The sequence below is a fragment of the Nitrosomonas supralitoralis genome, assembly GCF_003011925.2.
GTDB classification, from domain to species: Bacteria; Pseudomonadota; Gammaproteobacteria; order Burkholderiales; family Nitrosomonadaceae; genus Nitrosomonas; species Nitrosomonas supralitoralis.
The window spans coordinates 1-1,453 of the sequence record NZ_PXXU01000151.1; the positions used below are offsets into that span (position 1 = coordinate 1).

1 protein-coding gene is annotated in these 1,453 nt (G+C 47.4%); it reads right to left on the minus strand.

Translation table 11 applies throughout. The annotated features are described in order from the left end of the window. A partial coding sequence (locus C7H79_RS18200; RefSeq protein ID WP_197714676.1) for a DEAD/DEAH box helicase occupies nucleotides 1–1,437 on the minus strand: 1,437 nt, incomplete at its 3' end. Nucleotides 1,438–1,453: the final 16 nt, after the last annotated feature.

Consider the following 1,453-nt stretch of genomic DNA (forward strand, 5'->3'; position numbering starts at 1 on the left):
AATCTCATCCGGCGAATTATTGGTTTTGCCGGTAATGATCGCTATCGCGCTCGATGGAACCCCGGCACGCTTGGATAATAAGCGCTTGATCTTGTTATGCAGTGGCAAAATATCGCAGAATATGATTTGCTTAACGATTGACGATACGCCGCCATTCTCATCAATGCCTCGCGGGGTTGCCTGTTCGTTCTGGAAGTTTTCCAACAGGGCGGCAAGTTTTGGCGGTACCGACACATCCAGGTCAAGTCCTTGCTTATCAGCCATATCTTCAAACGTGCTTTGGCTGGCTGGATCAATCGTATCTACAACAATTCTGTTTCCAGCAATGATACGAGCTCGAACCGCGATCTTAAGCAATTCATAATTGTCACCCGAAGAATCTTTCACTACCTTTTTACCAATAATCGCGCTTTCTTCAGTCATTGGACCAGGCCGCGCACGCTCTTCCGATATTTTCTTGGCGTTGAATGTATCAATAACCGCCTTTGCTTTATCTGCCTGGGGCTGAATAAAGGTATAGAAAGTTGCACGCTGATCAAGTTCTGGATCGGCTATCAACATGGTCATTTTGTTAATCAGATTGAAGGGATGCCCGATCAGGTCAATGTCCTCACCGAAGTGCCTGGAAACCTCGTTAAAAGCATCCTTATTGCCCCGGTTAGGAACTTTTTCAGTTAACTCATCAATCGCATAACGAAAGGCTGATTTGTACAGTTTCAACCGGCTGATAATATCGCCGGTCAATGTTACTTGAGAGGCTTTATCTTCGCGGTCCGGAACCACAATTTGTTCGCCCACATCATCTGCATTTTTGATCGATGCGGTTTCTTCAATCGCTTTTCTTAACACCTCAACGTTATTGAGCCCGACAAACACGTCCGTGGTACGCGCCACACCGTCCATCGTCACGTCATCCTGGTTTTCTTTCTGCACGAAGATGTTCATAAAATCATCCGCGCCCTTGATGCCCAGGCACATATCATTCACGCGCTCATGCCCTGACGACAGCGACAACATGGAGTATATCTCAAGGGGGCTATTGGTTATCGGGGTGGCTGTTAATAGCAACACGCCGTCGCCCAATGGTGATTTACCGCGTATGTACCAGGCTTTGGCTTGCGCATCGACCCCACGCTTTGCTGCCGGTGCCATGGATAGGAACTTTGCGCTCTTAAAATCTATGGTTTCCGCTGAGTTTTTAAACATATGCGCTTCATCGATCACAATACTGTCTACGCCCAAATCCTCAAGATACGGTGCGCTGCCGGTCTTAGAAGCCAAGACTGACATAAGGCCGGATTGCTTGCCTTTTGCACGCTCATCAGCCTTTTTATCTTCGCTTGACGAGAAGCTTGCATCAGCTTTACGCAAGAATAGTTCATATTCATGAATTGTTTCTTCGCGCAAGCGGATCCGCTCGAATGCCTCCAATGTCATAAATACTTTGCGGTGC